Raw genomic sequence first — 26,328 nt, forward strand, 5'->3', positions numbered from 1 at the left:
GTGTTGGACCGCGCCAGGGCAATTAGCGCGGTCCAACCGTTTCCACCGGGTGCCGTGACCGACGACGTGGCAGAACTCAAAGTGCCGTCACCCGCATTCGGGGTGGTGGGCTCAGTTTGGCGGATCGGCGGCCGGTTCCGGCCGCTGTCCGCCGCTGCGCCTTACTGCTGGAACAGGCGCAAGATATTTTCGGAATTGGTGTTGGCGATCGAGAGCGCCTGGATGCCCAGTTGCTGCTGCGTCTGCAGCGCCTTCAGCCGTGTCGATTCCTCGTTCATGTCGGCATCGACGAGACGACCGACGCCCTTGTCGATCGTATCCATCAGGTTGGCGATGAAGCCCTCCTGCAACTCGATGCGCTTGGTGATGGCGCCGAGCGTGGAGCCGGCGTCCGTCAGCTGGTTGAGGATACGTTCGACGACGCTGATCATATCGGCCATTTCGGCAGGCGTCGTCGATGCGGTCAGCTTGACTTCCGCCGTCGTACCGATCGGCGTCGTCGCCGGTGCGCCGATCAGGTGGTACAGGCGCGCGCCCGCCGTACCGGGCGGAGAGGTGAGCTGGGAGGCGTCGTAGTTCCTGGTCAGGATGCCTCGGCTCGCGTTCTGCTTGTCGATCAGCATCGACTGCGAGGTGTCGAAGTCGAGCGTCGTGACCGACACATTGCCGTTGGCGTCACGGTTGAACGAGGCCACGACGGACTTCGTGCCGACCGGAGCTGTGGCGGCGTTGTAGAGCCAGTTTTCGCTGGAGAAGGATGCGGACTGGGCGGCCGAGATAAGCTGGTTCTTGAGCTCGGTGATTTCCTTGTCGATCTTCAGCTTGTCGACGCCCGGCTCACTCGCCGCGACGAGCTTGCTCTTGATCGCGCTAACGACCTCGATCGACGAATTCATTGCCGCATAGGCCGTGTCGATCTTGGCGGCGCCGAGGCCGAGGGCGTCCTGAACGGTGGAGAGCGCGGCATTGTCGGAGCGCATGGTGGTCGCGATCGACCAATAGGCGGCGTTGTCGGCAGCCGTCTGCACGCGGTAGCCCGAGGAGATGCGGTCCTGGACTTCCGCCATGTCGGAGTTGATCGAACGCAATGTCTGGAGAGCCGCCATGGCGGCGGTGTTGGTCATGATGCTTGTCATTGGTCACCTGTCCCGAATGAATTCCTAAGGACATTCCGGAGTGTTACCGGCAGCGATGGGACTGGCATCATGCGAATCGCCCCTGTTTTGCCCTGGAGGCGACCCTTCGCTCTTAACCAATATGTAACGATCTCATAGTTAATAAATGGTTAATGTCGTTAGGAAGTCGGTAACAAAGGTGAACAAAAGTAAGGGAAGATGGACGAAGCGTTAAGATGCGTACCGTCACCCATGGAAAGAATGCCGGCGGCATTCGGCACGCCTGGCGGCCATGGAATTACCGGAGCGCAAAAGGAAAAAGCCGCACGATCCACGGGGGATGTGCGGCTTCTTTTCGAAGTGACGGGCGAAGATCGCCCGTCATGTTCGGTCGATCGATTAACGGAACAGCGACAGGATGTTCTGCGAGTTCGAGTTGGCGATCGTGAGCGCCTGGATGCCGAGCTGCTGCTGCGTCTGCAGAGCCTTCAGGCGGGTCGATTCCTCGTTCATGTCGGCATCGACGAGACGGCCAACGCCCTTCTCGATCGAGTCCGAGAGGTTGTCGACGAAGCCCTTCTGCAGGTCGATACGGGCGTTGAGCGCACCGAGGTCGGCAGCTGCGTCGGTCATCTGCGAGAGGACGGAGTCGACACCCGAAAGCGCCTGCGACAGGGCGCCTGTCGTCATGTTGGTGATGTCGAGCGTCAGGACGCTGAAGCCCAGCGTTACCGGCGAACCGGTCGTGTCGGAGTAGGTGATGTTGGTGGAGAGCAGGCCCGTTGCAGTGGTGCCGCTCGCGACGTAAGCGCCGGTAGCATCGACCTGGACCAGCGAGCTCTTGTTGGTGTCGTACTGCAGCGTCGTCAGGCTGACATTGCCCTTGGCGTCGCGGTTGAACGAACCGACAACCGACTTCGTGCCGGCAGCGTTGTTCGGGTCGGTGTAAACCCAGTTTTCGCCAGAGAACGAAGCCGACTTGGCAATGCTCACGAGCTGGTTCTGAAGCTCCTTGATTTCCTTCTGGATCTTGCTCTTGTCAACGCCCGGCTCGCTGGCGGTTACCAGCTTCTTCTTGATTTCGTCGACGACGTCCTTGGAGTTTTCCATGGCCGACGAAGCAACGTCGGTCTTGGCAGCGCCGAGGCCGAGGGCGTCCTGAACGGCCGAAAGAGCCTTGTTGTCCGAACGCATGGTGGTCGCGATCGACCAGTAAGCAGCGTTGTCAGCTGCGGTGCCGACGCGCAGACCCGACGAAATGCGCTCCTGGGTGGTTTCCATCGAGGAGTTGATCGAACGCAGGGTGGCGAGTGCGCCCATGGCGGAAGAGTTGGTCAGAATGCTCGTCATTGGCTGAGTGCCCCTTGTTGGCAAAGATGGAATGGAAAGGGACATTCCGGGATTACCGGGAAACGACGGTCAGCCTCATGCCTGCTGACGCTTTAATCTGTTCGGGTCAACCCGTCGTTTCGATGGTTACAACAAACACCATCGTGGTTAACGAACCCTAAAATCCGCAGAAACTTTTCGAAGATTTATCAGTGCATTGGCGACAAAGAAAAACCGCGCCTCTTGCGAAGCGCGGTTTCGTATCTTGCATCGAGGGCGGGCCGTAACCCGCCCTTCTCAACCTGCCGATTAACGGAACAGCGACAGGATATTCTGCGAGTTCGAGTTGGCGATCGAGAGCGCCTGGATGCCGAGCTGCTGCTGCGTCTGCAGAGCCTTCAGGCGGGTCGATTCCTCGTTCATGTCGGCATCGACGAGACGGCCAACGCCCTTCTCGATCGAGTCCGAGAGGTTTTCGACGAAGCCCTTCTGCAGATCGATACGGCTGTTGAGCGCACCGAGGTCGGCAGCTGCGTCGGTCATCTGGGTCAGGACCGAGTCAACACCCGAAAGCGCCTGCGACAGAGCGCCTGTCGTCATGTTGGTGATGTCGAGCGTCAGGACGCTGAAGGACAGCGATACGGTCGCGCCGGTCGTGTCGGAATAGGAGATATTGCTGGAGAGCAGGCCCGTGCCGGCCGTCGATGCATAGTTGCCGGAGGCGTCGACTTCGATCAGCGAGCTCTTGTTGGTGTCGTACTGCAGCGTCGTCAGGCTGACATTGCCCTTGGCGTCGCGGTTGAACGAACCGACAACCGACTTCGTGCCGGCAGCGTTGTTCGGGTCGGTGTAAACCCAGTTTTCGCCAGAGAACGAAGCCGACTTGGCAATGCTTACGAGCTGGTTCTGAAGCTCCTTGATTTCCTTCTGGATCTTGCTCTTGTCAACGCCCGGCTCGCTGGCGGTTACCAGCTTCTTCTTGATTTCGTCGACGACGTCCTTGGAGTTTTCCATGGCCGACGAAGCAACGTCGGTCTTGGCAGCGCCGAGGCCGAGGGCGTCCTGAACGGCCGAAAGAGCCTTGTTGTCCGAACGCATGGTGGTCGCGATCGACCAGTAAGCAGCGTTGTCAGCTGCGGTGCCGACGCGCAGACCCGACGAAATGCGCTCCTGGGTGGTTTCCATCGAGGAGTTGATCGAACGCAGGGTGGCGAGTGCGCCCATGGCGGAAGAATTGGTGATGATGCTCGTCATTAGAGTGTCCCTTGATTACTTTAGACGATTTAGGGGACATACCGGACTTCCCGGTGATGGCGGATCGGCTTCATGCCACTCGGTTCCAACTATCTCGGAAGAAACCAAACCCGTCATGTGAAAGGGACTATCGCCGGCAAAGCTTGCAAATTGATTAAGCGCGATCGGGCAATCGAGCCGAGGTCATCTATACTTAACAAGACTTTAACTCAGCGTTCAGGTACGCTTTCACCCCGCTTGATGTGGCACGGACGGACACCGCCGAGCGCGGGATCTCTCACGCCTGAGGCAAGCTCCCCCGGGTAGGCTCGACGGCAAACAAGGTCTAGCAAGCCGGCGCCGGTCGCCGCGCAACTTCGACGGAGCCCTGAGTGAACGCCCAAGCCATTTTTTCGACAGCTTCCCGTCACTACCAGAAAGGGCAGTACACGGACGCGCTCAATCAGTTGAACGCCCTGATGGAGCTTAACCGCGACTCCAAGACCTATGTGCTCCTGGCAAAGGTACTCTCCAAGCTGGGCTTCAAGCCGGAAGCGGCGCGCGCCTACCAGCTCGCTGGCGAGGCCGGCGGCTCACGCGCAGAAGACTACCTGACGGAGGCAATGAAGCTATACTTCGCCAACGGAAACGAAGACGAGGCGCTGAGCATCGGCCTGCCGCTCCTGGAGAAGGCAAAGACCGACCCCGACATCGCCTTCATCATTGCATCGATTTTCCTCAAGCGGGGTGAAAAAGCGATCCTCGCCCTCTTCAAGGCGCCCCTGACGCTCAGCACCAACCGCGTGCACAACGCACTTGCCTACAAGCTGCTGACCGCAGAGATCAACGACCTGCAGGATCGTGATGCGCTCGCCAATCTCTTCCGCAACAATCCGAAAAACGCGACGTTGCGGTCGGCCTATCTCGTCTATGCGCGCGAAGCCAATGATTTTGCCGATGTCGAGAAACATGATCGCGACATCCAGAAAGCGCTGAAGGCAGGGCAGACCGATTTTCTCGCCGCCGAGGCGCCGTATTATCATGCGACCTGGTGCGGCGACGAACGCCTGAACCGCCTTGCCGGCGCCCAAGTGAATCCATTTCCCCCGGGCCTGACGGAAACGCGCCGCAGTGCGCCGCACAGCTGGAACAAACGCATCCGCATCGGTTACGTCTCCTCAGACTTCTGGGACGAACACGCAACGATGAAGCTTCTGAAGTCGGTGCTGATGGCGCATGACAAGAGCCGCTTCGAGGTAACCCTGTTTTGCCATACCGGCAGAGTGCACGCGATCCGCGACAAGGAGATCCGCGAAAAATGGGGCCGGGTCGTCGAGATCGGTGATCTCAGCGACGAACAGGTGGCCGAGGTCATTCGCCAGGAAAACATCGACATCCTCGTCGACCTGAAGGGCCATACGCTGGACAGTCGCGTTTCGATCTTCAATCACCTGGCGGCCCCCGTCCAGGTCGGATGGCTCGGCTTTCCCGGAACGACCGTCAACGTCGATCTCGACTACATCATCGGCGATCCATACGTCCTTCCTGATGCCAGCAAGGCGTTCTACCGCGAGAAATATTGCCGCCTGCCGGAGACCTACCAGCCGAACGATCCCTACGAACGGCCGCGTGCCGGTTCCATCTCCATCACCCGGCAGATGGTGGGCCTTCGCGAAGATGCGTTTGTCTTTGCGTCCTTCAACACCAACCGCAAGATCTCTCTGCAGACGATCAATCTCTGGATCGACATCCTCCGCCAAACGCCGGACAGCCTGCTGTGGATCATGTGCGACCGCAAGGATGCGCGCGCGAACCTCTTGGCCAAGTTCAAGAGCGGCGGCATCGACACCAAACGCATCATCCTGTGCAACAAGGCGCAGTACCAGGAGCATATCAATCGTATTCCGCTCGCCGACGTTGGCCTCGACACCTACCCTTACAACGGCCACACCACCACGTCCGAAAAGCTTTGGACCGGCCTGCCGGTCCTGACCTTCAAGGGAACCAACTTCGCCTCACGCGTCAGCGAAAGCCTGCTGAACGCCATCGGCGTACCGGAACTCGTGGCCAGCGGGCCGGAGGATTACGTCAAGGAAGCTGTCGCGCTCTACAACAACCGTGACAGGATCGCCGACTATCGAAAGAGGCTGGACGAGAACCGGTTCCGGATGCCGCTATTCGATGCGGAGCGTTTTTGCCAGCACCTGGAAACGGGCTACGAAATGATGGCCGACCGCGCCAAGAGCGGACTGGCACCTGATCACATCGACGTTCCGGCATTGCCGCCGCGCATCGGGTCGTTCGAACGCTGAATGGCGATCATCCCGGAAAGACAAAAGGCAGCGCCGCGGCGCTGCCTTTTTTGTTGTCCCGTTTCGAGGATCGCAAAGCCCGATGGCGCGGATGATCCGGAGCGCCATGCGCCGAAGGCAAGCGCATCGCGGTTTTCGGGATGCGCGTCTTCTCTTTGAGCTTTTAATTTGTCGCCGTCGCCAGCGCGCCGCGCACTCTCCGTGCGACAGCTCTAACTGAAGGAGCGCACCAGACTGCCGACGAGGAGGTTCCAGCCGTCAATCAAGACGAAGAAGAGAATCTTGAACGGAAGCGAGATTGCCGTCGGCGGCAGCATCATCATACCCATGGCCATGGTGATGGTAGCGACGATCAGATCGATCACCAGGAACGGCAGCATGATCAGGAAGCCGATTTCGAAGCCCCGGCGAATTTCCGAGATCATGAAGGCCGGCACGACCGCGCGCAGATCGACCTTGTCGTCGACGACGACCGTCTGGCCCTTTTCCTTGGCGATGTCGATGAAGAGCTGCAGGTCCTTGTCGCGCGTGTTGGCGAGCATGAAGTCGCGGAAAGGCTCGGTGATCCGGGGGATCGCCTCCGCCTCTGTGATCTGGTTCTTCATCAGCGGGTCGATGCCGTCCCGCCAGGCGCGATCGAAGGTCGGCCCCATGACATAGAAGGTCATGAACAGCGCCAGCGAAACCATGATCATGTTGGATGGCGTGGTCGCCAGGCCCATGCCGGTGCGCAGGATCGCAAAGGCGATCACGAAGCGCGGAAAGCTGGTGACCATGATCAGGATGCCGGGGGCCACCGACAGCACGGTCAGAAGACCGAAGGTGCGGATGATCCACGAGGCGGCAGAGCCGTCGATAGGCGTATTCAGGATATCAGAGGGGAAGCTCTGGGCGCCGGCAATACCGGACATCGCCATCATGGCAACTATAAAGGCGACTAGCCGGACCATTTATCGAATCATTGGATGACGAAGGTTCTGAACATCACATTGGTTACGCGCCCATCGGAGCGCAGGTCAACCCGCTCCTGGATGTCATCCCGGAGATATTGAAAGCCGCGTGGTCCCTGGATTTGTTGCAGGGAAACGGTTTTCAGGTAGGCGGCGATATCCTGGTGGATCTGCTCGGCGAGTTTGGGGTCAGGCACGCCGTCGAACTGCAGCGCCACTTCCAGGCGGATCCAGTTTTCAGAGGGATAGGCAAGGTTGGTGGTGATCGGGTCGAGCTGGACGACGCCGTTCGCTTCGGTCGCTACCTTCGGCAGGCCTTCTTCGCCGGTCGCATTGGCGGCCGGCTCCTTGGTCGCTTCCACCTGCTCCTTCGGAGGCGGTGGTGCGAGCAGGCCGCCGACCAGCCAGCCGCCGCCGCCGGCAAGCAGCGTCAGCACGGCGATGGCCGCGATGGTCAGCACCTTCGACGGCGGCTTCGGAGCGTTGGAATCGAGTTCTTCCATCTTGCCGTTCCCTGCCGATCAGATCGGCGAAAATAGATCCATGAACTGCTGGCCGTAGGGCGGCTGCTGCACTTCAGTCAGGCGACCACGGCCGCCATAGGAGATGCGCGCCTCGGCGATGCGGTCGTAGGAGATGACGTTGTCGGCATCGACGTCCCGCGGCCGGACGATACCGGCGACGTTCAGGATGCGCAGCTCGTGGTTGACGCGCACTTCCTGCGAACCGCTGATCAACAGGTTGCCGTTTTCGAGAACGCCGGTGACAACGGCGGCAACGAGCACCCGCAGCTTTTCCGAACGCTCCGTCGTGCCGTCACCTTCGGTCTTGGTATTCGAGCCGTATTTCAGGTCGCCGGACCAGCCGAAATCGCTCGTCTGAGACTTTCCGCTGGCGCCGACGTTGAAGCCACTCGAGTTCTTGCGGCTACGGTCCGTCTTGTTGTCGAAGGTTGCGCCTTCGTTGATCTTGATGTCGACCGTCAGGATATCGCCGACATTGATCGCGCGCGCGTCCTTGAAGAGCGCGGCCTGCTGGTCGTTCCACAACGAATAGCCATTCACCATCTGGCGCGGCTGCTTCGGATACATGGCGAGCTGCGGCGTCTGCGAATATTGCAGACCGCTGCCGATCGGGCTCATCGACGGCGCGCGGCCGATTTCGTTGAGCGCTTGGTTCTGACATCCCGCAAGGAGGGCGGCCCCGGTCAGTATAGCCGTTAGACGCGTTTTCATGATGGTTCCTTCGAGGTGTTCGGGTCGCTGGCGCTCGAGATGATGTTGGTAAGGATCGCCGCCTTCTCATCGCTCATTTCGCTCAGGATCAGCGATGACTGGCGCGGTGGCAGCTGCATGACGATGGCGGCGGCAATCTCGGGCCTCACCATCTCAAGCTTGCCGGCGGCTGCGTCCGGCTTCATCGTCTTGTAGATGCCGACGAGGTTGAGTTCCGCCTGTTTCAGGAAATCGTTGCGGCGGTTCAGCCAGTCTTCGTATTCCTCGCGGCGCTTTTCGAGCGTGGCGATGCGCTCGTCGATGCTTGCCTGCAGCGTTTCGAGATCCTTGCGCTGCAGCACATAACGCTGGTCGCGCGCGGCGTCGGCGATGTTGGTGCAGAACTGCTGGATCTCGTTCTGGGTCGCGTCGCTTGCGGGCGGCGCCGTGACGTCCTGGGCAAAGGCGCCCGGCATCGAAAGCATGGACGCGACAACCGCCGCAGCGAGCAGCAGCCTGCGGGTCCGGCCGAGAGAATGATTGTCGTTTGCGATCATTGCAGCACGAGCTCCGCCTGGAGGGCACCGGCCGTCTTGATGCTCTGCAGGATGGCGATGATGCCGTCCGGCTTGACGCCGATGTTGTTGAGTCCGGCGACGAGCGAACGAAGGCTCGAACCGTTGAGGATCGCCACCGTGCCGCCGTCGGACTGCGCGTTGATCGTCGTGTTCGGTTCCATCGCCGTCTGCCCGCGCGAGAAGGGCAGCGGCTGCACCACTGTCGGCGTCTCGCTGACTTCCACGGTCAATGTTCCGTAGCTGACCGCCACCTCGTTGACCCGGACATCCTGGCCGATGACGATCGTGCCGGTGCGTTCGTTGATGACGACGCGCGCAGGCACGTCGGTCTCGATGACGATGTTTTCGATGTCGGCCATCAGCCGCGCGAGGTCCGCCATCTTCGGCTTTTCGACGAGAACGGCCTGGCTGTCGCGCGCTTCCGCAATGCGGCCGCCATATTGTTGGGCCGCGTATTTGTTGATCGCTGCGGCCATGCCGACGGCAGTCGAGAAATCAGGATTGCGCAGCTGCAGCACGAGGTTGAAGCCGTCCTTGAATTTCGACGGCAGCTCGCGCTCGATGATGGCGCCGTTCGGCACGCGACCCGACGTCGTGACACCCTGGTTGAGGGTTGCGGCGTCGCCCTGCGCGTTGAAGCCGGTGACGACGACGGAGCCTTGCGCGACCGCATAGATCTGCCCGTCCGCACCCGAAAGCGAGGTCATGACCAGCGTGCCGCCGCGCAGCGACGTGCTGTCGCCGAGCGAGCCTACGGTCACGTCGACGCGGCTGCCGGGGCTGGCGAAAGGCGGCAGGTTCGCCGTCACCAGTACGGCCGCGACGTTGCGCGTCCGGGACTCGCCGCCCTGGGTGGAGATGCCGAGATTTTGCAGCATCGCGCGGATCGACTGGTCGGTGAACGGCGACGAGCGCAGGCTGTCGCCCGTGCCCTGCAGGCCGACGACGAGGCCGTATCCGATAAGCTGGTTGTCACGGCCCGCCTGAAGCGAGGCGACGTCCTTGATCCTGGATGCGCCGAAGGCGGGCGTCAGCGCCATGGAGAACGCGACGGCCAGCGACAGGAACCATTTGCATGCAAGCATTTTCATTTCGCCACCACATGGACAGTGCCGTCGGCCATCACCGTTCCGGAAACGATGACGCCGGTATCGATGTTGCGCGCCCGGATCAGTTCGCCGACGGCGGCGTCCTGGAGCGGCGATCCGGCAGCGCTGATGGTCAGGCCGCCATTGCTGAAGACGAGGCGCACGGTCGAACCGCGCTCGACGGCATATTGCTCGCGAAGCGCGCTCGCGAGGATCACCCGACCGGGAAGAAGCGTGCGCTTGGTGACCTTGCCGTCGATCTCGCCCAGGGTTCTGATGTAGCCGTCGGCGAGATCAGGGTTGGTGACGTCGACGACTTCGACGCGGCTCGCATCGACGGTTTCGCCCGGATAGATGGTCTGCGTGGGGATCACCGCCGTCAGCCGTTCCGCATAACCTGCCGAAGGCAACAGGAAAGCGGCGGCGAAGAGCGCGCCAGCCGCCAGCCGCCGCGCGCTGGCGCGGCCGGCCTTCGAAGCCTTGATGTCTGCGGATCGGCGAAACGTCATGTTTGCCCCCTCTTTCGTTACCTGAGGTTCTTGCTCACCGTGGCCGCCATTTCATCGGCGGCCTGAATGATCTTGGAGTTCATCTCGTAGGCGCGCTGCGCAGAGATCAGGTCGGTGATTTCCTTGACCGGATCGACGTTGGACGCTTCGAGATACTTCTGCTTGATCTGCGCGAAGCCCGGATCGGCAGGCGTACCGACGATCGCGTCGCCGGAGGCCGGCGTCTGCTTGAAGAGGTTTTCGCCCTGCGGCTCGAGGCCCGCCTCGTTGACGAAGTTGGCGATCGTCAGCTGGCCGATTTCCTGCATGGCGGGGTCGTTGCCGATGCGCACCATCACCTGGCCGGAGCTCGTGAAGACGATGTCGGTGGCGTCCTGCGGAACGGTAATGCCCGGAACAACGGTGTAGCCGTCGATCGTCACGAGCTGGCCTTGCGCATTCTTGTTGAAGGCGCCGGCACGGGTATAGACCGTCTCGCCATCGGGCGTCTCGACCTGGAACCAGCCGCGACCGATCAGCGCCAGGTCGTACTCGTTGCCGGTCGAAACCATGCTGCCCTGGATGTGAAGGTTGCGTACGGCCGCCGTCTGCACGCCGAGACCGATGATCGCGCCTTCCGGAACGATCGCCTGGTTGGAGCGGTTCGGCACGCCCTGGGCGCGTTCGGTTTGATAAAGCAGATCGGAGAACTCGGCGCGCGCACGCTTGTAACCCGTCGTGTTGATGTTCGCGATGTTGTTCGCGATGACTTCGAGGTTCAGCTGCTGGGCGTTCATGCCGGTGGCGGCAATGGAAAGGGCCTTCATGTCTCGTTCCTTCAGATCTGCATGCGCGCGATTTCGAGGTAGGCGGTGACCACCTTGTCGCGGATCGCGATCGCGGTCTGCAGCGACTGTTCGGCGCTCATCACCGCATCGACGACCTCACGGGTGTTTGCCTGGCCGCGAATGCCGTCGAGTGACATGCCTTCGGCCTTCTTCATGGCGCCGATGGCGTCGCTCGCCATGTCGCCGAGAACCGAAGCGAAGCTCTGCCCCTGCGGCACGCCCTGGGTGGCGGCCGGCATGCCGAAGATCGACGACGAGGATGACGTGGAGTGGGTGCCGTCGGTCTCTTTGGTGACCGAGAACGCGCCGAGGGATTTAACTGCATCGATCATTATTGCGAGGCTCTCAACAGGTCGATTGTCTGGGAAATCAGGTCGCGGGACTGCTTGATGGTCTGGAGGTTCGCCTCATAGGCGCGGTTGGCTTCGCGCATATCGGCCATCTCCACCAGAATGTTGACGTTCGGCAGCTTGACCATGCCCTTTTCATTGGCGGCCGGATTGCCCGGATCGAACTCGATGTTGAAATTCGAATCGTCCGTGCCCTGCCGCTCGATTTCGACCAGCGAGGCGCCGCTTGCGCGGTCCACTTCGGCAGCAAAGCTGATGGTCTTGCGGCGATAGGGATCCGCGCCCGGCGTATCGCCGGTGGAGCGGGCATTGGCGATGTTTTCGGAGACGATGCGCAGGCGAGTCGATTCCGCCTGCAGGCCGGAGGCCGATACCTTGAGGGCCGAGGTCAATGGATCCATGGTTCTTACTTCCGTACCGCCATTAGCATCATTCGGTGAAATGCCTTCACAAGGCCGGCGGAGAGCTCGTAGTCGCGCTTGATTTCGCCGGTCTTCATCATTTCCTGCTCGATCGCGACGCTGTTGCCGGATTGCTGGATCTGCACACCGTCGACCATGCCGACTTCAGCCACCTGAGAGGCTGCGAGGCCGTCCGTGAAGTGCATCTTGTTGGTCGCCGCCATCTGGATGCCGGCGTCCTGCAGCACGCTTTCGAACGGCTTGACGTCCTTGGCCTTGTAGTGCGGCGTGTTCGCATTGGCGATGTTGCCGGCCACCACGTTCTGGCGAACGGTCAGCCACTGGGCCTGCCGGGACGCGAGTTCGAAAAGCTGAATCGGTTGCATCAAAAGCTCCATGCTTGGTGATGCGAACCTAGGCCGGTAATCTTGCGTGGGACTTTCGTCGGAAAGCGATGCCCAAGGGATCGGGGCCTCTGCTGCCGGAGATTGCCTGCAAAAGACGGAAAGCCGCGTCATCCGTCAGAGATGGCGCGGCGGTCACGGGCAAGGAATGCGGGTCTACGTCAGTTGGCCTGGTACATTTCGCCGGACGAGGTGATCATCACCCAGTGGCCATCCCGCTGCTCGAGCGTGGCAAGACGCGTGTTGTCGGGCAGAACCGAGCCGATGCGCACGATATACATGCCGCTGGCATCCTCGATCAGCGCCCGGCCGTTGGCGACATGCATCAGCTTGAAGCCGGACTTGCCGGGAAAGGGCTGCGACAGCCCCTCTTCGGCAGCCGTACCTTCCGGTCCCGGACCAGCGCCGATGCCCGGCACGGTCGCCGTCGTCAACTGGTCGATGGCGGCCACGGTGTCGCCGTCCGCGTCGGGCATGGCGAGCGGAGAAACCGAGACGACGTTGCGCGCGGCGCGTTCCGGCAGATCACGGGTCGAGCCCTGCCACAAAGGCGGCATGGTGAACTTGTCCTGGTGGAAGAATGCATACCAGGGAAAGAAGGTCGCGAAAGCGGCAAGCGCCACGCCGGTCGCGGCCAGGAACTTGTCGGTCATCGGCATGCGGCTGCGCTTGCGCTGATGCACCATCTCGTCCGCATCATAATCGGTCATGGTCATCACCTCGCTCTCGCACCCGGCTGATTGCCCATCGCCGCCGCCTTCAGCGCGTTGGCGAGATCGGAAAAGGCATCCTGTGCCGGGCGCTCACCGGCGGTCTGCGTCAGTACCTCGTAGATGACCGGCACCTGCTTGATCGCCATGTCGAGATCCGGATCGCCACCCGGGCGATAGCCGCCGATCAGGCGAAGGTCGCGGGTCTCTTCGAAGCGGTGGATCAGCGCCTTCAGGCGCGAGACCAGCTTCTCCTGGTCGGGGGTCCAGGCCTTGCGCGCCAGGCGCGAGATAGAGGCGAGCGGATTGATCGGCGGATACCGCCCCTCCTCCGCAAGACTGCGCTCGAGCACGATGTGCCCATCGAGGATACCGCGCGTCGAGTCGGCGACGGGATCGTTGTGGTTGTCGCCGTCGACGAGGATGGAGATGATCGCCGTGATCGTGCCGGCGCCTTCGGTGCCGGGGCCGGCGCGCTCCAGAAGGCGCGGCAGTTCGGTGAAGACCGAGGCCGGATAGCCGCGCGCGATCGGCGGCTCGCCGGACGCGGTTGCGACCTCGCGGATCGCGTGGGCGAAGCGGGTGACGCTGTCGACGATCAGAAGAACATTGTCGCCGTTGTCACGATAATGCTCAGCGATGGTGACGGCGGTCAGCGGCGCCATCTTGCGCAGCATCGGGCTTTCGTCGCTGGTCGCGACGACCGCGACGGACTTCGCCAGATTGTCGCCCAGCGTATCCTCGATGAATTCGCGCACTTCACGGCCACGTTCGCCGACCAGCGCGATCACCACCTTGTCGAAGGCATCGGCGCGCGCCAGCATGGAGAGCAGCGTCGACTTGCCGACGCCCGAACCGGCAAAGATGCCGAGACGCTGACCAAGGCAGAGCGGCGAAAAAATGTCGATCGCGCGCACGCCGGTCAGGAAGCCCTTCTCGACTCGCTTGCGCGTCATCGACGGCGGCGCGGTGTTGGTGATCGAGCGGCGCACGTCGCCCTGCTGGAGAGGTCCGAGACCATCGATCGGCTCGCCGAGCGCATTGATCGCGCGGCCGCACCATTGGTCGGTCGGCGCGACACGGAAGGCGCCCTTGCGAATGACCGTGTCGTGGATGCCGATCGGATCGCCGGGCTCGATCGGGCAGACGACCACCCGCTCCGGCTCGACCCGAACGACCTCGCCGAGATGGGTTCCGGTGACGCTCTTGTGGGCGACGAAATCGCCGAGCCGGACATGCCGCGACAGGCCAGTCACCGTATAGTGGCCAGGCGAGATCGTCTGGACGTGACCGCCGGGCGCGATCGAGAATTCGGGTTTGGCATAGCGTTCGACCAGGCCGGCAAGTGCCGCCAGAGATGTCGATCCCGTGCTCGTTTTCTGGCCTTCGCTTTGCATGCCGATGTCCGTCACAGATTAGCGGCTGCCGCCAAGCGTCTTGACCGCTTCTTCGAGCGATCCTTCGCTGTCGCGCAGCAGGGCGGTGATGTTGTCGAAGGCGCGGGTGACCATGATCAGCTGCGACATTTCCTGAATGGCATTGACGTTGGACTCCTCGAGGAAGCCCTGCATGACGCCGACATCGAAACGGTCGACGACCGGCTCGACCTGTGCCGCCGGCTGAACGGCGCTGTTGTCGAGACGGATGAAACCCTTGCTGAAATCGGCCTCGTAAAGGCCGAGCGAGGCGACCGCGACACCGTTCTGGTGAAGCGCACCATCGGCGCCGACGGTGATGTCGCCGCCGTTGCCGTTGAGCTGGATCGGCGCGCCGCCGGCGTCGAGCACCGGATAGCCGCGAATGGTGACGAGTTCGCCGGTATCCGTCAGCGTGAACCGCCCGTCGCGCGTGAGCGCCGGGCCGGCGGGCGTCTCGATCTGGAACCAGGCATCGCCCTTGACGGCGAAGTCGAGCGCCGAGCCGGTGCGCGTCAGCGAACCGTTGCTGGTGTTCAGGAACTCCTCGCCCTTGTTGACGTAGGCAACCTTGGTCGGCTTCGTGTCGCCGAGCATCTCGTTGAACTTCACCTCGGTGCCGCGGAAGCCGACGGTGTTGGCGTTCGCGATGTTGTCTGCAAGCGTATTGAGGCGCTTTTCAAGCGCCATCTGCGACGAAATCGCGACGTAAAGACCGGTTTGCACGCTCAGTTTCCCCCGAGTTTCAGGCTGTTGATGGACAGGAGAAGATCGGAAGAAATGCCGTAGCCGCTCGATGAGCCGAAGACCGCGAGCGGATCATAACCGTCCGTTGAATTTTTGGTTTCCCAGAGCGCGGTGAACCGGTCGAGAAACTCGGCTACCTTGGTCGGGTCCTGGAAGTCCTTGAAATCGAGCGCCTGTTCATAGGTCTCGGCCTGGCGATCGACATTGGTCGCTGCGAATTCGTCGGGCAGCTGCAGCGCCGTGCGCACCACCTGGGCAATCGCCTCATCGGCGATGATGGCGTAGCCGCTGTCGATCGTCGGCGCCATGCGCGAAAAATAAAGGGCAAGCCTGACGCCGGCATTCTCTTCGCCTGCGTCCTGTTCCAGGGTCTGGCGCGTGTATTTTTCTGCGACGCCCTTCTGCGCACGGTCGAAGGATGTGGCGGCCGCGCCGTGGGCGGCAAAATTCAGCGATTCGACGAGCTGCTTGTAGCGGTTGTCGGTCAGCTTGTTGGCAAAGGCATCTTCGTTGTCGACGCCTTCGGTCAGCACCTTGCGCATGAAGGCCTTGGCATAGGCCATGTCTTCCAGGCCATGCGCCTTCATCGCGTAATTGTAGAGGCGGGTATCGGCAAAGAAGTCGTCGATCGTTTTGACGTCGCCGATCTTCGACAGATAGTACGCGGTCTCGCGCGCCACATCCGGCTGCTCGGCAACGCGGGCCAGCGACTTCGTCAAGTCGGCCGTAATCAGCTTGTAGCTCGTATAGGTCGTGGTCACGATCGCTCCGCCCCTGCCGGAATGAGACAGGCAGCCCCTGAGCCTGCCCTGACAAATCCTGACCGGACAGCCTTGCGCGAACCTGTTCCGCCAGGTGGCCTTGTCGCCAGGACCGGCCAGCCTCACGCAAGGATGAAACCGTATCCCGTTAGCGGAAAATAAGATCGCGGCAGGTATCGAAAATGAATATCATCATCGGGCTTCTTGTGACGTTCGGCTGTATCCTCGGCGGCTATCTGGCGATGGGCGGCCACATGGAAGTCCTCAACCAGCCCTTCGAACTGTTGATCATCGGTGGCGCCGGCGTCGGCGGTTTCATCATGGCCAACTCCATGAAGGTGGTGAAGGATACCGGCAAGGCGCTCGGCGAAGCCTTTCGCCACAAGGTGCCGAAAGAGCGCGAATATCTCGACACGCTCGGCGTTCTCTATTCGCTGATGCGCGACCTGCGCACCAAGTCGCGCAACGAGATCGAAAGCCACATCGACAACCCCGAGGAATCTTCGATCTTCCAGTCGGCCCCGACGGTTCTGAAGAACAAGGAACTGACCGCTTTCATCTGCGATTACGTGCGCCTGATCATCATCGGCAACGCCCGTTCGCACGAGATCGAAGCGCTGATGGACGAGGAAATCCAGACCATCACCCACGACAAGATGAAGTGCTATCACGCGCTGAACACGATGGGCGACGCCTTCCCGGCGATCGGTATCGTCGCAGCCGTTCTCGGCGTCATCAAGGCGATGGGTGCTATCAGCGAGGCGCCGGAAGTTCTGGGCGCCAAGATCGCGGCTGCCCTCGTCGGCACCCTGCTCGGCGTGTTTCTCTCCTATTCGATCGTCGCGCCGCTGGTCGCCAACGTCAAATCGGTGCGCGAAAAGCAGAACCGCCTCTACATCATCGTCAAGCAGACGCTGCTTGCCTACATGAACGGTTCGGTTCCGCAGGTTGCTCTCGAATATGGCCGCAAGACCATCTCGGCCTACGAGCGTCCGTCGATCGACGCAGTCGAGCAGGAAATGATGAACCCCGGTGGCGGCGGCGAAAGCAAGGCGGCTTGATCTGATGACCTCCAACGTTCACGCATTCGACCGTAAACTTCTGGCGCGCATGACCGGCGCGCTCGGCGACGACCGGGTGATCGGCCGACTGGCCCTCGAACTCGGCCAGGTCTTCGGCGAATTCCTGCCGGATATCTGCCGAGCGGAGACGGGTCTCGACATCACCATCGGCTATGCCGGCCATCGGACAGGCATGCGCCGCGAATTGATCGCGTCGATGGGCACCGGCGTGCTCATCAGCGAGGTTTCGCTGCGTAACTGGTGCGCGGACTTTCAGATCGGCTGCGACAGCCCGATCATCATCGCTCTGGTGGAGGCGCTGCTCGGCGCCGAGCCCGCCGGCATCGAAGAGCCGCAGCCGCGCGCGCTCTCCCAGATCGAGATCGACGTGGCCGTGCCGCTGTTCGAGAAGATCGCCGACGTGCTCAGGACCGCCGTCAATGCCCCCGGCGGTTTCGAGCCGATCGTCGAACGCCCGCTCAACAGCGTGGCGCGCGCCAAGCCCGATCCGATGATCGAGGACGTTCACGCCGGCGCCATCGACATGACGATCGGCTTCGGCCCCGTGCTTTCCACCTTCTCGATCATCGTTCCGCAAAGCGTGCTTCTGAAGACAACGATCGTCTTCCCCAAGGGAAGCGGACAGCAGCGCAAGGCGAAGGCCGAGTGGACGGAGCAGCTGGAAGAACAGGTTCGCCGTTCGGCGGTGACGATCGAGGCGCGCATCCGGCTCGAAAGCCTGACGCTCGACACGATCAGCCGCCTGCAACCGGGCGACGTCATTCCCTTCCTCGACGCCCAGGACGTTCGCGTCGACGTCAACGCCAATGGCCGCGACCTCTATGTCTGCGAATTCGGGCGCGCCGGATCGAAATACACGGTTCGGGTCAAGGATACGCACGGATCCGAACAGGACATCCTTCGCCACATCATGAGTTAAATCGGCCTGCCGCGCGCTCGCAGCATGCCTGAGGCAAGCTTCAACTGGAATAGTTCTCACATGGCACCCAAAAAAGCACCCATCAACGAACAGGCCGAAGTCGCTGTCGGAGACATGGAACTCGACCAGGCGATCAATGACCTGCGCGGTGTCCTGAAGCAGGATTCAGACACGCCTGATGCTTTCGGCTCCGAATTCGGCGCCGAAACGCTTGGCACGACCGATTTCGGCAGTGATTTTGGCGCACCGGCCGCTGGCGGCCTCGACGCATTCGGCGGCGATTTCGGCTCCAGCGACTTCGGCGCCGACCTCGGCGGCGCGGCCGCGACGAGCGACTTCGGCGGCACGGATTTTGCCGCGACGTCCTTCGACAGCGCTGATGTGGCCGTCGATACACCGCCCGGCAGCAGCATGAACGCCAATCTCGACCTGATCATGGACATTCCGATCGACGTCCAGATCGTGCTCGGCTCGAGCCGGATGCAGGTTTCGGGCCTCATGAACCTCAGCGAAGGCGCAACGATCGCGCTGGATCGCCGCATCGGCGAGCCGGTGGAGATCATGGTCAACGGTCGCGTGATCGGCCGTGGCGAAATTACCGTTCTCGAAGGCGACGATACCCGCTTCGGCGTCAAACTCATCGAGATCAAGGGCAATAAGAAGTCGTAGGGCCCAATGATTGGGCGAAGGATGAATCCATGATGGATTTCGAAAGTTTCGAGGCTCAGGCGCTATCAAGGCCGCTCAGCCAGACGGACAAGGCGGCGGCCGTTCTGCTTGCCATGGGCAAGGGCGTCGCCAGCAAGCTGTTGAAGTTCTTCACCCAGAGCGAGCTGCAGTCGATCATCGCCTCGGCGCAGTCGCTGCGCGCCATTCCGCCGCATGAGCTCGAAGCGCTCGTCAACGAGTTCGAAGACCTCTTCACCGAGGGTGCCGGCCTCATGGACAACGCCAAGGCGATCGAGAGCATTCTCGAAGAAGGCCTGACGCCGGACGAAGTCGATGGCCTGCTCGGCCGACGCGCCACCTTCCAGTCCTACGAAGCCAACATCTGGGATCGCCTGCAGGAGTGCGACCCGGTTGCCGTTTCCGTCCAGCTTGCCAAGGAACATGCGCAGACGATCGCTTACGTGCTGTCGATGATGCCTTCCAGCTTCGGCGCCAAGGTGCTGCTGCAGCTGTCGGAAGAACAGCGCCCGGACATCCTGAAGCGCGCCGTCAACATGAAGGACGTCAACCCGAAGGCCGCTGCGATCATCGAAAACCGCGTCATGGAAATGATCGGCGAGATGGAAGCGGAACGCAATTCGGCGGGCCCGGCCAAGATCGCCGAGGTGATGAACGAACTCGACAAGCCGCAGGTCGATACGCTGCTCGCCTCGCTCGAATCGCTCAGCACCGCCTCCGCCAACAAGGTACGCCCGAAGATCTTCCTCTTCGACGACGTGCTCTACATGCCGCAGCGCAGCCGCGTTCAGCTCTTCAACGACGTGTCGACCGACATCATCACGATGGCGCTGCGCGGCTCGACGTCGGAACTGCGCGAATCGGTACTCGCCTCGATCGGCGCGCGCCAGCGCCGCATGATCGAGTCCGATCTCGCCATGGGCGATGCCGGCATCAACCCGCGCGATATCGCCATCGCACGCCGCTCGATCACGCAGGAAGCCATCAGGTTGGCTGCGAACGGACAGCTCGAGCTCAAGGAAAAGGACGTGCAGGCGGCCTGAGGCCTGCCTCCGTCTGACGAGCCGCACAAAGCGGCCGGGCTACCGCTCCCCAAAGGGTAATTTCTGTTGAGCCCCGGCGAATGCCGGGGCTCAACTCTTGCCTGGTTCCCGCGCTCGGTCCACTACAGGAGGCGCAATGCAGGGCGTATGTCCGCCGGACGCGCGTCGCTGTAGAGGAACCGGGAGCCGTCCTGTCTCATGTCGGACGATCAGGATAAAGACAGCAAAACAGAAGCCCCGTCAGAGAAGAAGATCTCCGACGCCGCCGAAAAGGGTAACGTGCCCTTTTCTCGTGAAGCCACGATGTTCGCATCGACGCTCGCGATCTACATCTTCTTCGTCTTCTTCCTGACCGACGGCGTCGCCACCCTCACCGAGGCGCTCAAGGATATCTTCGAGCAACCGGAGGCCTGGCGGCTGGAAAACGCCACCGACGTCGTGGCACTGATCACCCATCTTATCTGGAAATCGACAGCCCTGGTTGTCCCGGCTTTCGTCCTGCTCATCGTCTTCGGCGTCGGCGCCTCCATCTTCCAGAACCTGCCCGTGCCGGTTCTCGACCGCATCCAGCCAAAGCTCAATCGGGTTTCGCCGATGGCGGGGCTCAAGCGGATCTTCGGCATCCAGGGCCTGGTCGAATTCGGCAAGTCGCTGTTCAAGATCATCATCGTGTCAGTCGTCGTCGTTCTGGTGCTCTGGAACGACTATTTCGCCACGCTCGACCTGATGTTTTCCGATCCGGTCACGATGTTCTCGACGATGGCGAGCGACCTCAACGAGATCATGATCGTCATTCTGCTGTCGACCGCTGTGCTGGCGATCGCCGACCTCTTCTGGTCGCGGCACCATTGGTACACCGAACTGATGATGACCAAGCAGGAAGTGAAGGAGGAAATGAAACAGGCGCAGGGCGACCCGATCGTCAAATCGCGCCTGCGCTCGATGCAGCGCGACCGGGCGCGCAAGCGCATGATCTCGTCTGTGCCGCGCGCCACGCTCGTCATCGCCAACCCGACCCACTATGCCGTCGCCTTGCGTTATGTCCGCGAGGAGAGCGACGCCCCCGTGGTCGTAGCAATGGGCCAGGACCTGGTTGCCCTCAAAATCCGTGAGATTGCGGAGAAAAACGGTGTTCCGGTCTTCGAAGATCCGCCGCTTGCACGCTCCATGTTTGCACAAGTCTCGGTCGATAGTGTGATTCCACCGGTGTTTTACAAGGCTGTTGCCGAACTCATTCACCGGGTGCATGCGTCGCAACCAAAACGGATGACATAACTCCGATGAAAAAGTGCGAATTCTCCGAAAAGCGGGAACAGATCGTAGCTGAAGCAATTCGCCCCGTGGCGACCGAACTGCGTCTCATCGACGCCGCCGATTTCATCGCGCTATTGCGGTTCGAGTCCTATGCCAGCCTCGCTGACCTCGTCGAATCGGCAGCGGAGCTCTATTTTCTGCCCGGCACGGTCAATTTCGGCCTCGGCGGCAACTACAATCTGGATTGGGACAGCGAGCCGGAAATCGTGCTCGACCTCGAACTGAAACCCCGCGGCGTGACCATCTATGTCCGCCTGTCGCTCGGCAACGAGACGGCCGGGATCGAGATCAGCCACATCAATTTCCAGAACCCCTCGTCCGACCCGGACGAGAACACGGCCTTCCTGGCTCGGAGCCTGGCAGAGGCGAAATTCATCAAGTCCTATGAGTTGCCGCTGGCGAGCTGAAAGCACCGCTCCGACGGGTCTCTTGCGGACGTGCGATTGACGCTGGCAGGTTAAATTCCGTCGGCGCCGCTGCTCAAAAGGCCGGAGCGACCCGTCTAGTTCAGAGTCAGCTGATGTAGCCGAGGCGGATTGCCTTGGCGATCGCCTGGATGCGGTTGACCGAATCGAGCTTCGTCGTCGCCGCGCCCAGATAGGCGTTGACCGTGTGGACCGAAAGTCCCATGCGCTCGGCGATCTCTTCGCTGATGTGACCGTCGCCCGCCATCTGCAGGCAGGCGATCTCGCGGTCGCTCAAGGTTTCCGCCGGTGCGACACGCTTCTCGTCGGCCGCCAGCAGATCGGTCATGATCATGCAGCTGCGGCCGTGCAGATCGACCACCTGCTCCGTGGAGGCATCGACGTAGCTGCCTGCGAAGACGACATAGCCGTTGCCCTGGGCGCCGAGCCTGACGGGAAAGGCGATGCCGGAATAGGGAAGCTTGCGGCCCTTCAGGCGATGCGCGAAAGGCGCCAGCTCGGAAAGCTCTGCCGCCTGGTGCTCGCCGGCGCCGTCCCAAAGGACCGGCAGCAGCGACTGGTCGAGATGAGCGACGAGTTCTTCGCCATAGGCATTGACGAGATCATGGGCGTTCGCTTCGGCAGCGACGCCCCAGTTGTCGAGGACGCAGGTGAGCTTTCGGGCGCTGCCGGTTCCCTTGCCGTTGAGCCGCAGGACTGCAAAGTGCTTGGCGTTGATCTGACGCTGCATGGCTTGCAGGCGCGTGACCAAGGTGGCCGCTCGCGCGGCGCGGTTGCCGTTCCTCGCGAGCTTCTGCTCGTCCTCGATCCGCCCGCCGCCGAGAAAATGCGTCATCGCGCCCGTCCCTTACACAAGATTGTTGCGCACCGCGTAGGCAATCGCTTCCGACCGCGTCCTGGTCGCAGTCTTGCGCATGACGCTGGTGATGTAGTTGTTGATGGTATTGCGCGAAATGCCGAGGATCACCGCGATCTCTTCGCTCGTCTTGCCTTCGGCAATCCAGAACAGGCACTCGAGTTCGCGCTCCGTAAGCTCGAAATCGCGGTCATGGCGGACTTCGGCGCGCGTGGTGAAGCTTGCCAGATAGCCCGCCAGCAACGTCACGTCACGCAGGCTCTCCTGCGACAGGATCACGTCTTCCGGGACCAGGAGCATCAGGGAGAAACGCAGGCGCCCGACATTGAAGGTGATCGCGCAATATTCGCGGCTGATGCCGCGCGGAAGCTCGGTATTGTCTGGCAGCGCATGAAAACACGGCTGCAACACCGCGAGGCACTTTTCCAGTTCGGTGGTCTTGGCATGAAGCGCGGTGATCACACCCGAAAGCCGCCGGACGACGTCGAAAGGCCAGTCCGAGCAGACCACATGGTCGAGACCGCTGTCCTGTGACAGATCATAGCGCGCCAACAGATAATGGCTTGCGCCGACATATTCCGTCAGCGCCGAAAGGCCGCTTCCGAGAGCACCGCGCCCGGCGACTTCGCCCAGTCGTCGCAAAAGCTGCTCGCGCGAAAACCCGCCGCCGCGTGCGCGTGTCGGTGCCGTCGGCAAAGGCCAGACAGCAATGTCTGCTTGCGAAATGTCCATGAGTTCAGCCCCTGTGCCGGATCCACATCCCGGAACTGCATTTGCGCTGCCGCCGCCAACAGCCGGCCGAAGCCGAATATCACCACCAGTCGCAGATCAGGACACGAATCAACTGCTAAAAATGTACATCGACGCGAGAAAAAAAACATCGCCCTCTTCTGGCTATTTACTTCGTGCCGCTGGCATGTCGCGATTCGCGATCAGTCACCCCTGCCAACGCCCCTGCGCCACCGCCAGAACCGGCGCGGCATCGCAACACATTGAAAAGCAGAGATTTTTCTTCTGAAAATCCGCAATTTCCGCGCCTCAGGCGGGATCCGATGCAGCGTTGCAAGTGGAAAATACCGGAATTTCATCCCAAAAAAGGACGGTTCTTAGCGTACAGAGAATTTCGAACTGGCGCGATATTATACTTTGTTTTCATAGCTGTTGCTCAAATGCACCAGCCTATTTTCAGACATCGCTCATTTTATCGATATATAAATTGTGAAAGCCATAGAATTAATTTCGGCTATAACAAAGATATATTTCGATTGAACTCTGTATTGCTCGAATCCGCCATAGTAGATGACACAGCACAATGCACGTCATGCGGGCGCGCGGAATCTATAAATTAAGATATCGTTAAAATATTACCATCCGGGATTCCACCGGGACTCACGCGAGCTCCCTTCGAAACTTGAAGCAATTTTGAAGGCAGATGAAAACCGGCGGCCGGACTCCCGCAATATTTGCTCCGAACATCGAAATCCACCGCAAGCGCGATCTCAGGCAGCGGGGACAAGAAAAATCCCGCCACGAGGGCGGGATTTGCAAGAAATTCCAAAGCTGTTTTCTGAGTGTCAGGCCGCCTTGTCGAGAGCCCACTTGCGCAGGATCTTCGCCGCGCGCTCTTCGCTGATCTCGACCATGCGGGCCAGGCGCCGTTCCGGCCCTTCCTTGACGCGGCGGTTGAAGCCGCCGCTGTCGTCGCCCATGCTGAGCAGGTCGTCGGTGCTGTCGAAGCCGAAGTCCGAGCCGAAACCGTCCATGAGCGCGCCACCGGCTCCGGCATTGGCCGGAGAGAAGTCGGGCAGTTCGAGGCCGGCTGCTTCGCCCTGGATCTGACCGGCACCGCCACCGAGACCGAGCTGGCGTGCCAGGGGCCGCATGCCCATCCAGACCACCAGGAAGGCGACGACGATGAAGGCGAGCGCGTTGATGATACCGCCGAGATTGCGAGTGAGCGTCTCCATCACACCCGGACCGGCAACCGCCTGGTCGAGCAGCTGCGTCTCGACGAAGTCCATGGCGGTCAGGGTCACGACGTCGCCGCGGTTGGTATCGAGGCCGGCAGCCGAAGCGACGATCTTCTGCATGTCAGCGAGATAGGCGTCGATCTTGGCCTGATCGGCCGGTTCGCCGACCATCGCTGCCAGGCGGCCGCGGTTGACGACAACGGCAACGGAGAGCCGCTCGACCGTATAGCTGTTCTTGACGGTGGCGATCGTCTTGCTGTTGATCTCGTAGTTGGTCTGCTCTTCCTTCTTCTCGGCCTGGTCGCTCGACTGCGGGCCGGCACCGCCCTTCGGGGCGGCCTGAGGAATGTTCTGCTGCACCGTCGCTGCATTGTCCGGTTGCTGTTGGCTGGACTTCTGCTCTTCCTTGGTCACGCGGGTAGAGCGTTCGACCCGCGATTCCGGATCGAACACCGTTTCCTGGATCTGCTGCGTGTCGGTGTTCAGACGTGCCGTGACGCTCGAACGGAAGTTGTCCATGCCGAGGAACGGAGCGAGCGCGTTGTCGATTTTCTTCTCAAGCTCGGTCTGGACGTTCTGGACGACGCCGAGCGACTGGTTGAGGGCGCTGTTGGCTGGATCGTCGCCCGATGCGAGAAGCTGCCCGGTCGAATCGAGCACGGTCACGTCATCGACGTCGAGCCCCGGTACGGACGAGGCGACGAGATGACGGATCGAAGCGGCGGCGCTGCGGCCGACCGTGGCGCTGGCGCGAATCATGACCGAGGCGGTGGGGTTCTGGTCTGCCTTGCGGAAGCTGCCGCGCTCCGGCATCACGATGTGGACGCGGGCTGCGGCGATACCGGAAATCTGCTGGATGGTGCGGCCGATTTCGCCTTCGAGGGCACGCACGCGGGTCACTTCCTGCATGAAGGAGGTGAGGCCGAGCGAGCCGACATTGTCGAAGAGTTCATAACCGGCATTGGCGCTGCTCGGCAGGCCACGCTCGGCGAGCAGCAGGCGCGCCTTGCTGGTCATGCCAACGGGAACCTGCAGACTGGCGCCGTCAGCCCCGACATTGAAGTCGATGTTGGCCTCGGCCAGCGCGATGCTGATCTGGGTGACATCGCTGCGTTCGAGCCCGACATAGAGCGTCTCGAACGAGGGTCTGTTGACGTAAATTCCGGCCCCGAGCACCATGCCGACCGCGACAATGCCAGCCGCCGCCAACGCGATCAGCTTGCCTTGCCCGAGACTGCTCAGGTTCTTCGTGAACGTCGAGAGTTGATCCAACAGACTCATTCTGTTTCCGCACCCAGTATCGCAAGGTCAACGGGCCGATCATCGGCCGAGCGCCCTGCGCAGTTCCAACATTCGGGTTTTCTGGGTATCGACATGCCGAGTATCGACTTCCAATGCGCGCGAATCCACCAGTCCCGATCCGGACCGTAGGAAACGAAACTTGCGCGAACTTGGCTTGATGCGCCCGACCGAAGCGGCGGAGGCGCCGCCGCAAAACTTATCCACTGGGGCGAAACGGACCGTCGGACGAAGCCAAACCTGCGCACAAAGTCGCGTCCGCGTCAGAATTCGGTACATCAAGCCATTGATTTTAAATGGATGTTTCTTGAACCCGCGTCCTGCGAGGCTCTCTGGGAGCGTCAGAACGCTTCGAAATCACCGGCCGCCTTCGTCAGCGGTTGGGAGTGGCCGTGGCGCAACATGCCGTTGCCAAGTGCCTTTTTCATATCGGCAAGCTTTACCAGATTGACGGCCGTGGTGACGTCGACCATCCAGGCGTCCGGGATCGATGCGGTAATCGTGTCGATGAACTCGGCCAGCCCGCGGGTCTTCTGCACGGCAAGGTCGATGCCCTGCAGCACCATCATCTTGTCGGGATTGGCAAGCGCATCGGCGCCGTGGTCACCGGCCAGTTGCGGCTCGATCCGCTCGATCAGATAGGCGACGTCATGCAATTCGGTGACGATGCGCATCAGCACTTCGGGGAGCGCTTCTTCCACGTGCGGCATGTGGCCCAGGTAGTCGGTCTGCATGTGTATGTCTCACGTGGCTCGGGGCTGCGGTAGAAGTCGTTTTTTCAGGCCTGCGA

28 protein-coding genes are annotated in these 26,328 nt (G+C 61.4%); 7 read left to right on the plus strand and 21 right to left on the minus strand.

The window, feature by feature from the left end; all coding sequences use genetic code 11:
- Positions 1 to 161: 161 nt before the first annotated feature.
- The 3 genes from OVA00_RS16080 to OVA00_RS16090 form a co-directional block, all read right to left on the minus strand.
- Positions 162 to 1,136: a flagellin N-terminal helical domain-containing protein gene (locus OVA00_RS16080; protein WP_034800723.1), complete on the minus strand. Its 975-nt coding sequence runs from the start codon at positions 1,134 to 1,136 to the stop codon at positions 162 to 164.
- Between the two features lie 378 nt (positions 1,137 to 1,514).
- Positions 1,515 to 2,465 (minus strand): flagellin N-terminal helical domain-containing protein, encoded by a 951-nt coding sequence (locus OVA00_RS16085; RefSeq protein WP_192356777.1) that lies wholly within the window; start codon positions 2,463 to 2,465, stop codon positions 1,515 to 1,517.
- A 288-nt stretch (positions 2,466 to 2,753) separates the two neighbouring features.
- Positions 2,754 to 3,698, minus strand: a complete 945-nt coding sequence (locus OVA00_RS16090; protein WP_192356775.1) for a flagellin N-terminal helical domain-containing protein — start codon at positions 3,696 to 3,698, stop codon at positions 2,754 to 2,756.
- A gap of 371 nt (positions 3,699 to 4,069) precedes the next feature.
- Between OVA00_RS16090 and OVA00_RS16095 the strand changes: the two genes are divergently transcribed.
- Positions 4,070 to 5,989 (plus strand): O-linked N-acetylglucosamine transferase, SPINDLY family protein, encoded by a 1,920-nt coding sequence (locus OVA00_RS16095; RefSeq protein WP_268089317.1) that lies wholly within the window; start codon positions 4,070 to 4,072, stop codon positions 5,987 to 5,989.
- Between the two features lie 212 nt (positions 5,990 to 6,201).
- Here the strand turns inward: OVA00_RS16095 and fliP are convergent, their stop codons facing one another.
- The 14 genes from fliP to OVA00_RS16165 form a co-directional block, all read right to left on the minus strand.
- Positions 6,202 to 6,939, minus strand: a complete 738-nt coding sequence (fliP, locus tag OVA00_RS16100) for a flagellar type III secretion system pore protein FliP (RefSeq protein ID WP_034796894.1) — start codon at positions 6,937 to 6,939, stop codon at positions 6,202 to 6,204.
- A gap of 8 nt (positions 6,940 to 6,947) precedes the next feature.
- Entirely contained in the window at positions 6,948 to 7,442 is a 495-nt protein-coding gene (locus OVA00_RS16105) for a flagellar basal body-associated FliL family protein (protein ID WP_060522250.1), read from the minus strand.
- Between the two features lie 18 nt (positions 7,443 to 7,460).
- The gene (flgH, locus tag OVA00_RS16110) at positions 7,461 to 8,174 is read right to left on the minus strand and encodes a flagellar basal body L-ring protein FlgH (protein ID WP_034796898.1); all 714 of its coding nucleotides are present in this window, start codon (positions 8,172 to 8,174) and stop codon (positions 7,461 to 7,463) included.
- Entirely contained in the window at positions 8,171 to 8,710 is a 540-nt protein-coding gene (locus OVA00_RS16115) for a MotE family protein (protein WP_089043329.1), read from the minus strand. The genes flgH and OVA00_RS16115 overlap by 4 nt, the downstream gene beginning before the upstream one ends.
- Complete coding sequence (locus OVA00_RS16120) at positions 8,707 to 9,822, minus strand: flagellar basal body P-ring protein FlgI (RefSeq protein WP_043613025.1); 1,116 nt, start codon at positions 9,820 to 9,822, stop codon at positions 8,707 to 8,709. The genes OVA00_RS16115 and OVA00_RS16120 overlap by 4 nt, the downstream gene beginning before the upstream one ends.
- Positions 9,819 to 10,328 carry a flagellar basal body P-ring formation chaperone FlgA gene (flgA, locus tag OVA00_RS16125; RefSeq protein ID WP_060581898.1) on the minus strand — a complete coding sequence of 170 codons (510 nt, stop codon included), beginning with the start codon at positions 10,326 to 10,328 and terminating at the stop codon, positions 9,819 to 9,821. The genes OVA00_RS16120 and flgA overlap by 4 nt, the downstream gene beginning before the upstream one ends.
- Positions 10,329 to 10,345: 17 nt before the next feature.
- Positions 10,346 to 11,134, minus strand: coding sequence for a flagellar basal-body rod protein FlgG (flgG, locus tag OVA00_RS16130; RefSeq protein ID WP_034796905.1), 789 nt, complete (start codon positions 11,132 to 11,134; stop codon positions 10,346 to 10,348).
- 11 nt (positions 11,135 to 11,145) lie between these two features.
- On the minus strand, positions 11,146 to 11,487 hold the full coding sequence (locus tag OVA00_RS16135) for a flagellar hook-basal body complex protein FliE (RefSeq protein WP_034796908.1): 342 nt from the start codon (positions 11,485 to 11,487) through the stop codon (positions 11,146 to 11,148).
- The gene (gene flgC, locus OVA00_RS16140) at positions 11,487 to 11,906 is read right to left on the minus strand and encodes a flagellar basal body rod protein FlgC (protein ID WP_268089318.1); all 420 of its coding nucleotides are present in this window, start codon (positions 11,904 to 11,906) and stop codon (positions 11,487 to 11,489) included. The genes OVA00_RS16135 and flgC overlap by 1 nt, the downstream gene beginning before the upstream one ends.
- A 5-nt stretch (positions 11,907 to 11,911) precedes the next feature.
- Positions 11,912 to 12,292, minus strand: coding sequence for a flagellar basal body rod protein FlgB (gene flgB, locus OVA00_RS16145; RefSeq protein ID WP_034797574.1), 381 nt, complete (start codon positions 12,290 to 12,292; stop codon positions 11,912 to 11,914).
- A 179-nt stretch (positions 12,293 to 12,471) separates the two neighbouring features.
- A complete protein-coding gene (locus OVA00_RS16150; protein ID WP_060581897.1) occupies positions 12,472 to 13,026 on the minus strand; it encodes a hypothetical protein in 555 nt (184 codons plus the stop codon).
- Positions 13,026 to 14,417, minus strand: a complete 1,392-nt coding sequence (gene fliI, locus OVA00_RS16155) for a flagellar protein export ATPase FliI (RefSeq protein WP_034797576.1) — start codon at positions 14,415 to 14,417, stop codon at positions 13,026 to 13,028. Before fliI ends, OVA00_RS16150 begins: the two co-directional genes overlap by 1 nt.
- 18 nt (positions 14,418 to 14,435) lie before the next feature.
- On the minus strand, positions 14,436 to 15,161 hold the full coding sequence (gene flgF, locus OVA00_RS16160; RefSeq protein WP_034796916.1) for a flagellar basal-body rod protein FlgF: 726 nt from the start codon (positions 15,159 to 15,161) through the stop codon (positions 14,436 to 14,438).
- A 2-nt stretch (positions 15,162 to 15,163) separates the two neighbouring features.
- On the minus strand, positions 15,164 to 15,943 hold the full coding sequence (locus tag OVA00_RS16165) for a DUF1217 domain-containing protein (RefSeq protein ID WP_060607036.1): 780 nt from the start codon (positions 15,941 to 15,943) through the stop codon (positions 15,164 to 15,166).
- Between the two features lie 182 nt (positions 15,944 to 16,125).
- Here OVA00_RS16165 and motA point away from each other — a divergent pair, with 182 nt between their 5' ends.
- The 6 genes from motA to OVA00_RS16195 all read left to right on the plus strand — a co-directional run bounded on the left by motA (position 16,126) and on the right by OVA00_RS16195 (position 21,395).
- Positions 16,126 to 17,004 (plus strand): flagellar motor stator protein MotA, encoded by an 879-nt coding sequence (gene motA / locus OVA00_RS16170; RefSeq protein ID WP_034796921.1) that lies wholly within the window; start codon positions 16,126 to 16,128, stop codon positions 17,002 to 17,004.
- Positions 17,005 to 17,008: 4 nt separating this feature from the next.
- On the plus strand, positions 17,009 to 17,944 hold the full coding sequence (locus OVA00_RS16175; protein WP_268089319.1) for a FliM/FliN family flagellar motor switch protein: 936 nt from the start codon (positions 17,009 to 17,011) through the stop codon (positions 17,942 to 17,944).
- A gap of 60 nt (positions 17,945 to 18,004) precedes the next feature.
- Positions 18,005 to 18,613, plus strand: a complete 609-nt coding sequence (fliN, locus tag OVA00_RS16180; RefSeq protein WP_268089320.1) for a flagellar motor switch protein FliN — start codon at positions 18,005 to 18,007, stop codon at positions 18,611 to 18,613.
- A 29-nt stretch (positions 18,614 to 18,642) separates the two neighbouring features.
- Positions 18,643 to 19,674 (plus strand): flagellar motor switch protein FliG, encoded by a 1,032-nt coding sequence (gene fliG, locus OVA00_RS16185; RefSeq protein WP_034796925.1) that lies wholly within the window; start codon positions 18,643 to 18,645, stop codon positions 19,672 to 19,674.
- A 198-nt stretch (positions 19,675 to 19,872) separates the two neighbouring features.
- The gene (gene flhB / locus OVA00_RS16190; RefSeq protein ID WP_034796927.1) at positions 19,873 to 20,949 is read left to right on the plus strand and encodes a flagellar biosynthesis protein FlhB; all 1,077 of its coding nucleotides are present in this window, start codon (positions 19,873 to 19,875) and stop codon (positions 20,947 to 20,949) included.
- Between the two features lie 5 nt (positions 20,950 to 20,954).
- A complete protein-coding gene (locus OVA00_RS16195) occupies positions 20,955 to 21,395 on the plus strand; it encodes a hypothetical protein (RefSeq protein ID WP_043613045.1) in 441 nt (146 codons plus the stop codon).
- A gap of 106 nt (positions 21,396 to 21,501) precedes the next feature.
- On the opposite strand, the gene visR is transcribed toward OVA00_RS16195, so the two are convergent.
- The 4 genes from visR to cheT all read right to left on the minus strand — a co-directional run bounded on the left by visR (position 21,502) and on the right by cheT (position 26,272).
- The gene (visR, locus tag OVA00_RS16200; RefSeq protein ID WP_060522253.1) at positions 21,502 to 22,248 is read right to left on the minus strand and encodes a transcriptional regulator VisR; all 747 of its coding nucleotides are present in this window, start codon (positions 22,246 to 22,248) and stop codon (positions 21,502 to 21,504) included.
- Positions 22,249 to 22,260: 12 nt separating this feature from the next.
- Complete coding sequence (visN, locus tag OVA00_RS16205; protein WP_034796931.1) at positions 22,261 to 23,001, minus strand: transcriptional regulator VisN; 741 nt, start codon at positions 22,999 to 23,001, stop codon at positions 22,261 to 22,263.
- 842 nt (positions 23,002 to 23,843) lie between these two features.
- Positions 23,844 to 25,520 (minus strand): flagellar basal-body MS-ring/collar protein FliF, encoded by a 1,677-nt coding sequence (gene fliF, locus OVA00_RS16210; protein ID WP_034796933.1) that lies wholly within the window; start codon positions 25,518 to 25,520, stop codon positions 23,844 to 23,846.
- Between the two features lie 359 nt (positions 25,521 to 25,879).
- A complete protein-coding gene (cheT, locus tag OVA00_RS16215; protein ID WP_034796935.1) occupies positions 25,880 to 26,272 on the minus strand; it encodes a chemotaxis protein CheT in 393 nt (130 codons plus the stop codon).
- Between the last annotated feature and the right edge of the window lie 56 nt (positions 26,273 to 26,328).

Origin of the sequence: Ensifer sp. SL37, assembly GCF_026672675.1 — a bacterium.
Lineage (GTDB): Bacteria > Pseudomonadota > Alphaproteobacteria > Rhizobiales > Rhizobiaceae > Ensifer > Ensifer adhaerens.

Coding starts and splice junctions, on each gene's coding strand:
- OVA00_RS16080 (WP_034800723.1), bottom strand. CDS start 1,136: ATGACAAGCATCATGACCAACACCGCCGCCATGGCGGCTCTCCAGACA.
- OVA00_RS16085 (WP_192356777.1), bottom strand. CDS start 2,465: ATGACGAGCATTCTGACCAACTCTTCCGCCATGGGCGCACTCGCCACC.
- OVA00_RS16090 (WP_192356775.1), bottom strand. CDS start 3,698: ATGACGAGCATCATCACCAATTCTTCCGCCATGGGCGCACTCGCCACC.
- fliP (WP_034796894.1), bottom strand. CDS start 6,939: ATGGTCCGGCTAGTCGCCTTTATAGTTGCCATGATGGCGATGTCCGGT.
- OVA00_RS16105 (WP_060522250.1), bottom strand. CDS start 7,442: ATGGAAGAACTCGATTCCAACGCTCCGAAGCCGCCGTCGAAGGTGCTG.
- flgH (WP_034796898.1), bottom strand. CDS start 8,174: ATGAAAACGCGTCTAACGGCTATACTGACCGGGGCCGCCCTCCTTGCG.
- OVA00_RS16115 (WP_089043329.1), bottom strand. CDS start 8,710: ATGATCGCAAACGACAATCATTCTCTCGGCCGGACCCGCAGGCTGCTG.
- OVA00_RS16120 (WP_043613025.1), bottom strand. CDS start 9,822: ATGAAAATGCTTGCATGCAAATGGTTCCTGTCGCTGGCCGTCGCGTTC.
- flgA (WP_060581898.1), bottom strand. CDS start 10,328: ATGACGTTTCGCCGATCCGCAGACATCAAGGCTTCGAAGGCCGGCCGC.
- flgG (WP_034796905.1), bottom strand. CDS start 11,134: ATGAAGGCCCTTTCCATTGCCGCCACCGGCATGAACGCCCAGCAGCTG.
- OVA00_RS16135 (WP_034796908.1), bottom strand. CDS start 11,487: ATGATCGATGCAGTTAAATCCCTCGGCGCGTTCTCGGTCACCAAAGAG.
- flgC (WP_268089318.1), bottom strand. CDS start 11,906: ATGGATCCATTGACCTCGGCCCTCAAGGTATCGGCCTCCGGCCTGCAG.
- flgB (WP_034797574.1), bottom strand. CDS start 12,292: ATGCAACCGATTCAGCTTTTCGAACTCGCGTCCCGGCAGGCCCAGTGG.
- OVA00_RS16150 (WP_060581897.1), bottom strand. CDS start 13,026: ATGACCATGACCGATTATGATGCGGACGAGATGGTGCATCAGCGCAAG.
- fliI (WP_034797576.1), bottom strand. CDS start 14,417: ATGCAAAGCGAAGGCCAGAAAACGAGCACGGGATCGACATCTCTGGCG.
- motA (WP_034796921.1), top strand. CDS start 16,126: ATGAATATCATCATCGGGCTTCTTGTGACGTTCGGCTGTATCCTCGGC.
- OVA00_RS16175 (WP_268089319.1), top strand. CDS start 17,009: ATGACCTCCAACGTTCACGCATTCGACCGTAAACTTCTGGCGCGCATG.
- fliN (WP_268089320.1), top strand. CDS start 18,005: ATGGCACCCAAAAAAGCACCCATCAACGAACAGGCCGAAGTCGCTGTC.
- fliG (WP_034796925.1), top strand. CDS start 18,643: ATGATGGATTTCGAAAGTTTCGAGGCTCAGGCGCTATCAAGGCCGCTC.
- flhB (WP_034796927.1), top strand. CDS start 19,873: ATGTCGGACGATCAGGATAAAGACAGCAAAACAGAAGCCCCGTCAGAG.
- OVA00_RS16195 (WP_043613045.1), top strand. CDS start 20,955: ATGAAAAAGTGCGAATTCTCCGAAAAGCGGGAACAGATCGTAGCTGAA.
- visR (WP_060522253.1), bottom strand. CDS start 22,248: ATGACGCATTTTCTCGGCGGCGGGCGGATCGAGGACGAGCAGAAGCTC.
- visN (WP_034796931.1), bottom strand. CDS start 23,001: ATGGACATTTCGCAAGCAGACATTGCTGTCTGGCCTTTGCCGACGGCA.
- fliF (WP_034796933.1), bottom strand. CDS start 25,520: ATGAGTCTGTTGGATCAACTCTCGACGTTCACGAAGAACCTGAGCAGT.
- cheT (WP_034796935.1), bottom strand. CDS start 26,272: ATGCAGACCGACTACCTGGGCCACATGCCGCACGTGGAAGAAGCGCTC.